Source organism: Streptomyces sp. NPDC002790 (assembly GCF_040295505.1).
Lineage (GTDB): Bacteria > Actinomycetota > Actinomycetes > Streptomycetales > Streptomycetaceae > Streptomyces.
Genome location: NZ_JBEOVM010000205.1, coordinates 1 through 5,039, shown reverse-complemented (window position 1 = coordinate 5,039; position 5,039 = coordinate 1). Strand labels below are relative to the sequence as shown.

At 69.8% G+C, this 5,039-nt stretch carries 7 protein-coding genes; 2 read left to right on the top strand and 5 right to left on the bottom strand.

Features of this window, described 5'->3' with window-relative positions; genetic code table 11:
• Positions 1 to 231: 231 nt before the first annotated feature.
• Positions 232 to 657: an alternative ribosome rescue aminoacyl-tRNA hydrolase ArfB gene (arfB, locus tag ABT004_RS35835; RefSeq protein ID WP_351345862.1), complete on the bottom strand. Its 426-nt coding sequence runs from the start codon at positions 655 to 657 to the stop codon at positions 232 to 234.
• Positions 658 to 858: 201 nt separating this feature from the next.
• On the opposite strand from arfB, the gene ABT004_RS35830 reads away from it, so the two are divergent.
• Positions 859 to 1,434 carry a TerD family protein gene (locus tag ABT004_RS35830; RefSeq protein WP_351345859.1) on the top strand — a complete coding sequence of 192 codons (576 nt, stop codon included), beginning with the start codon at positions 859 to 861 and terminating at the stop codon, positions 1,432 to 1,434.
• 75 nt (positions 1,435 to 1,509) lie between these two features.
• Here the strand turns inward: ABT004_RS35830 and ABT004_RS35825 are convergent, their stop codons facing one another.
• Positions 1,510 to 1,758 carry a DUF397 domain-containing protein gene (locus ABT004_RS35825; RefSeq protein WP_351345856.1) on the bottom strand — a complete coding sequence of 83 codons (249 nt, stop codon included), beginning with the start codon at positions 1,756 to 1,758 and terminating at the stop codon, positions 1,510 to 1,512.
• On the bottom strand, positions 1,748 to 2,548 hold the full coding sequence (locus ABT004_RS35820; RefSeq protein WP_351345853.1) for a helix-turn-helix domain-containing protein: 801 nt from the start codon (positions 2,546 to 2,548) through the stop codon (positions 1,748 to 1,750). Before ABT004_RS35820 ends, ABT004_RS35825 begins: the two co-directional genes overlap by 11 nt.
• 191 nt (positions 2,549 to 2,739) lie before the next feature.
• Between ABT004_RS35820 and ABT004_RS35815 the strand changes: the two genes are divergently transcribed.
• Complete coding sequence (locus ABT004_RS35815; protein ID WP_351345850.1) at positions 2,740 to 3,066, top strand: hypothetical protein; 327 nt, start codon at positions 2,740 to 2,742, stop codon at positions 3,064 to 3,066.
• An 80-nt stretch (positions 3,067 to 3,146) separates the two neighbouring features.
• On the opposite strand, the gene ABT004_RS35810 is transcribed toward ABT004_RS35815, so the two are convergent.
• Positions 3,147 to 4,274: a YncE family protein gene (locus ABT004_RS35810; RefSeq protein WP_451193647.1), complete on the bottom strand. Its 1,128-nt coding sequence runs from the start codon at positions 4,272 to 4,274 to the stop codon at positions 3,147 to 3,149.
• The gene (locus tag ABT004_RS35805) at positions 4,271 to 4,873 is read right to left on the bottom strand and encodes an ankyrin repeat domain-containing protein (protein WP_351345847.1); all 603 of its coding nucleotides are present in this window, start codon (positions 4,871 to 4,873) and stop codon (positions 4,271 to 4,273) included. The genes ABT004_RS35810 and ABT004_RS35805 overlap by 4 nt, the downstream gene beginning before the upstream one ends.
• Between the last annotated feature and the right edge of the window lie 166 nt (positions 4,874 to 5,039).

Here is a 5,039-nt window from a genome sequence, read left to right as displayed (position 1 = left end):
GCCGCCCCGCGCCCCGGCGGGGGCCCCGGCCGCCCCCCCCCCCCCCCCCCCCCGCCCCCCCCCCCCCCCCCCCCCCGCCCCCCCCCCCCCCCCCCCCCCCCCCCCCCCCGGCGCTCGCCGGGTGGCCGTGGCTGGGCCTGGGGCTCTGCCCCATACCCCGCTCCTCAATCGCCGGAGGGGCTTGATCTGTGCGGATCTGGGCTCGAATGGCAAGCCGGGTGCTTGGTATAACTACCAATCCCGGCCCGAGCGGCCCCGTTTCGTGTCGGAGCGGGCCTTCTTCTGCCGGAGACGACGCTCGTTGACGCCCCGCGAGACACGGGTGGGCCGCCGCACCTTCGGCGGCGGCGCCGTGGCCTCCGCGAGAAGCGCCGCGAGGCGAACCGCCGCCGTCTCCCGGTTCCGCCACTGCGACCGATGCTCGGAGGCCCGTACGGAGATCACCCCGCCCACCAGACGGGACGCGAGCCGCTCCAGGGCCCGCTCCTTCCACACCCGCGGCAGCGCCTCCGTCGCCGCGAGGTCGAAGCGCAGCTCCGCCGCCGAGTCGGACGTGTTCACGTGCTGCCCGCCCGGCCCGGACGACCGCGAGAAACGCCAAAGGAGCTCGGCCTCCGGGAGGACGACCGAACCGCGGATGGGATAAGGACCGGACATGCGTCCATGGTCGCTCGTCCGTACGGTCCACGTCACCCGCATTTCCCGGCCCGGCGGGCCTCCCGTGGCAGCCGGGTAAAGAAAGTAAAGAGACCTGGAACCTTCCCCACCCCTCACGGCGTTCCTAGGGGTACGAGTAGCTTCGGCTGCACACGTACAACCATGTACGTCCGTATTTAACGAGGGAAGGACTCCCGAACCATGGCTGTAAGCCTGTCCAAGGGTGGCAACGTCTCGCTCACCAAGGAGGCTCCGGGCCTGACCGCTGTCACCGTGGGCCTCGGCTGGGACGTCCGCACCACCACGGGTACCGACTTCGACCTCGACGCGTCGGCCATCGCGGTCAACCCCGAGGGCAAGGTCTACTCGGACGGTCACTTCATCTTCTTCAACAACAAGCAGACGCCGGACCAGTCGATCGTCCACACCGGCGACAACCGCTCCGGTGAGGGCGAGGGCGACGACGAGGCCATCAACGTCAACCTGGCGGCGCTGCCGGCCGACGTCGACAAGATCGTCTTCCCGGTCTCGATCTACGACGCCGAGACCCGCACGCAGAACTTCGGCCAGGTCCGCAACGCGTACATCCGCATCGTGAACCAGGCCGGCGGCACCGAGATCGCCCGCTACGACCTCTCCGAGGACGCGGCGACCGAGACGGCGATGGTCTTCGGCGAGCTGTACCGCAACGGCGCGGAGTGGAAGTTCCGCGCCGTGGGCCAGGGCTACGCCTCGGGCCTGGTCGGCATCGCGCAGGACTTCGGCGTCAACGTCTGAGGTTCGTAAGGTGAGTTGAGATCCGACGAAGGCCCCGGCCGTACCCGCGACCCGCGGACACGGCCGGGGCTTTCGTCACGTCCCGGCCCCGATTTCCTGGTCGAAGTTGCCGTCCTTGACCGCGGTGACGAACGCGGACCAGGTGGTCGCTGGGACGAGCAGGGCGGGGCCGTGGGGGGCTTTGGAGTCGCGGACGGGGACGGCGGCGGTCGGACATCCGTCGAGGACTTCGAGGCAGCTGCCCTGATCAGCTCCGCTGTAGCTGGACTTCCGCCAGCCGCTCAGCGCGGAGGCCCGGGGGATGTGGTGCCGCTCAGCTGTCATGGTGCCCGTATTCCTTTGCTGTCGCCCTCAGGAGATCGACCGTCTCCTTCACCGGCAGTGCGCTGCCTAGAGCGAGATCGTATGTGCGCTCGATTCGCCGCACCAGGGACGGCGAGTCCTCGACCCTGCCGGTCAGCAAGCCCTCCACATAGGCCACCGGCGGCTGGTCCTCGAACTCCATGAGCGAGAGCATGCCCTGGAGCAGCATGTAGCCGCCCGCCCCGAACGGCATCACATGGACGCGGATGCGCTCGATGTCGGCCAAGTCGGCGATGTGGGTGAGCTGTTCCGCCATCACTTCCGGCCTGCCGAACGGCCGCCGGATGACCGCCTCGTCCAGCAGCGCCCACAGTACGGGTGCCACCGGGTCCTCAAGGATGTGCGCCCGCTCCAGGCGTGTGACAACGGCCCTGTCACGCTCCGCGTCACTCAGCGGAGGGAAACTCGTGCGCAGCACCGCGTCCGCGTACGCCCGGGTCTGCAACAGACCGGGAACGAAGGACGGTGCGAACTCCCTGACCATGATGGCTTGTTGTTCGAACCGCCGGGCGGCCTCGAAGTGCTCGGCAACCGCCCTGTCGTTCCCCTTGGGCAAGAAGCTGAACAGCACATCCCCCGTGCTCAACGCCAGATCCAGCCGCTTCGCGTCGTCCTGCGACGGGACGCGGCGCCCGGCCTCGATGTGGGCGATGTGCGAACGGGTCATCACTGCCATGTCCGCGAGCGCCTGCTGCGTCAGGCCTGCCGACTCGCGCTGCTGCCGCAGCCAATCACCGAAAGCGTTACCCATGACCTAACTCCCCATGTGACCAGCGGAATTGTCACTCTCTGCCTACTGGAACTCTACGCACCGGCACCCAATTCTGGTCTCAGAACGTGAGATTGCCCGTCACACCCTGGGCGGCCACAGGAAGAACCCCGGCGAGGTTTGTGGGACCTCCCGGGGCGTGGCCAATCTGGCTCAACAGAAAGCCGGTCGACATGAACCAAGCTATCGCCCGCCTCCTGGGACCGCCGACGCCGCGCCTCCTCCCGTGGGCGACCTCGGAGGGCAAGCCCGCCTACCTCATCAGCGACGGCAGCGGCTACCTCTCCCGCGTCGCGGACAACATCGAGAGTGTCCAGCTCGGGATGGCGGACGACCTGCTGGACCACGCGGCGGACATGCTCGCGGACCACACGTCCACACCGGCCCAGCTCCGGTTCCTGCTGGCGCGGATGCGCGAGTCCCTGACCGACGTACGTCGCATCGCGGACAGCCGGGGCGAGCGTCTGGCCGAGCCCGAGTGGGACGAGGAACTGTTGTAGCCACTCAGCACAACAACCCAAAGCCTGCTTCAGTTTCACGCTCACTCGATGCATGAAACTGAAGCAGACTGCCGGGGCGCCTACAGAACCGCGATCCCCAACGGCCGTTCCCCCGCTGCCAGTCTGCGGGTGTCACCGCTGTCGATGTCGACGGCCGTGATGCCGTTCCAGTAGCCGTCGCGGGTGAAGCCGCCGGTGACGTACGCGGTCCCGCCGTCCTCGGAGACGGCGACGTCCTCGTGCGGCCCGTCGAGCGGGATCACCTTCTCCTTGCCGCCGGGGGCACGGACGGTGAGCGAGGGCCCCTCATCCTCGGACGGGTCGATGGGTCCCGTGCCGACGGCGAGGAGCGTCCCGTCGGGAGTGATCGTGACGCCGTGCTGGTGTGTGTTGGCGGTCATCCACTCGATGGTCGAGCGGCCGGTGTCCGGGTCGACCACGACGAGCCTCTCGCCCTCGAAGGGGAAGAGCAGCTTGCCGTCGGAGGGGCGGACGGCGGCGTAGTGCGGCTTCAGCCACGAGCCGAGGCCGCCCTCCGTGCCGTACGGGGCGACCTCGATGCGGCGGGTGTCGCCGCTGCGGGTGTCGAGGACGGTGACGTCGAAGGAGTCGTGATCGGTGGCGTACACCTGGCGCCCGTCGCTCGACACGTCGACGTCGAAGGGCCGCCGGCCGACGGAGGCGGTGTCGGTGACCTTCCCGGCACGGGTGTCGATGGTCTCCAACGCACCTTTCCCATCAGGGACATTGACGCCTACGTACGCGTGCTTGCCGTCGGGCGCGAGGGCGATGCCCATGCCGCCACCGCGGTACTCGCCGTCGGTGACCGGGCCGAGGCCTTCGGTCTCGTACGGGATGAGGGCCTCGCGTTCACGGCTGTCCGTGTCGACGACGGCGACGCCCTCGGCGGTGGCGACCCAGGCCCGGCCGTCGTCACCGACGGCGAGCCCGTACGGGGCGTGGCCGACCTTCACCGAGTCGAAGGCGCCCTTGCCGGGGGCCGGGTCTACGAAGGAGACCGTGTCGGCCCCGAAGTCGGCGACGAGGAGGGTGCCGTCGGGGGTCCTGGCGGCTTTTGGGGTTTCGGTGTCCTGCTTCTTCGCGGGCGAACTCGCTTTACTGGCGGGTGTGTTCGTCTCGGCCTGCATCGCAGCGCACCCGGTCGCGAGCACCGCGACGGCGATCGCCGCGAGGGCCGCGCGCCTCACCGGACGGCCCGCAACAGGCCGGCGATCTCGGCGAAGCCGCGGCGTTCGGCGTGCTCGAGGGGGGTCGTGCCGTCGCCGTCGGGGAGATCGGTGGTGGCGCCCGCCGTGATGAGCAGCTCGACGATCTCCTGGTGCGCGCGGCCGCCGTCACCGAGGATCACGGCCTCCAACAGGGCGGTCCAGCCCAGCCGGTTGACGTGGTCGACGTCGATGTCGGTCTCGCGGAGGACGGCCCGTACGTAGTCGACGTGGCCGCGTTCAGAGGCCGGGATGACGGAGATGCCGCCGAACCGGTTGGTGACCTTCAGGTCGGGCCGGGCGGGCAGCAGGGCGCGCATCATCTCCACGGAGCCGGTGACACCGGTGGCGAGCCACGCGCTGTCGTCCCGGTCGTCCTGGGCGTTCGCGTCGGCACCGGCCGCGACGAGCGCCTCCGCGGCGGCGACGTGATCGTTGAGGGAGGCCAGGAGAAGCGGCGTACGACGGTGCGCGTCACGGGCCTCGACGTCGGCGCCCGCCGCGAGGGCGGCCCGTACGGCGTCGACGTCGCCCTGAGCGGCGGCGACGAGGAGCGTTCGGTTGTTCTCGGTGTGCTGCATGCTGCGACTCCACATCCACCCTGCGCGCCGCAGGGTCGTTCGGTTCGGCAATTTAAGCCCCTGCGGCGATTGAGCAGCGGTCGTGACGCCTCGGGGCTCTGCCCCGGACCCCCCCCCACAAAAGCCCCCGCGGCGTGGATTGCCCAAGCGAGCGCAACGACGCCCG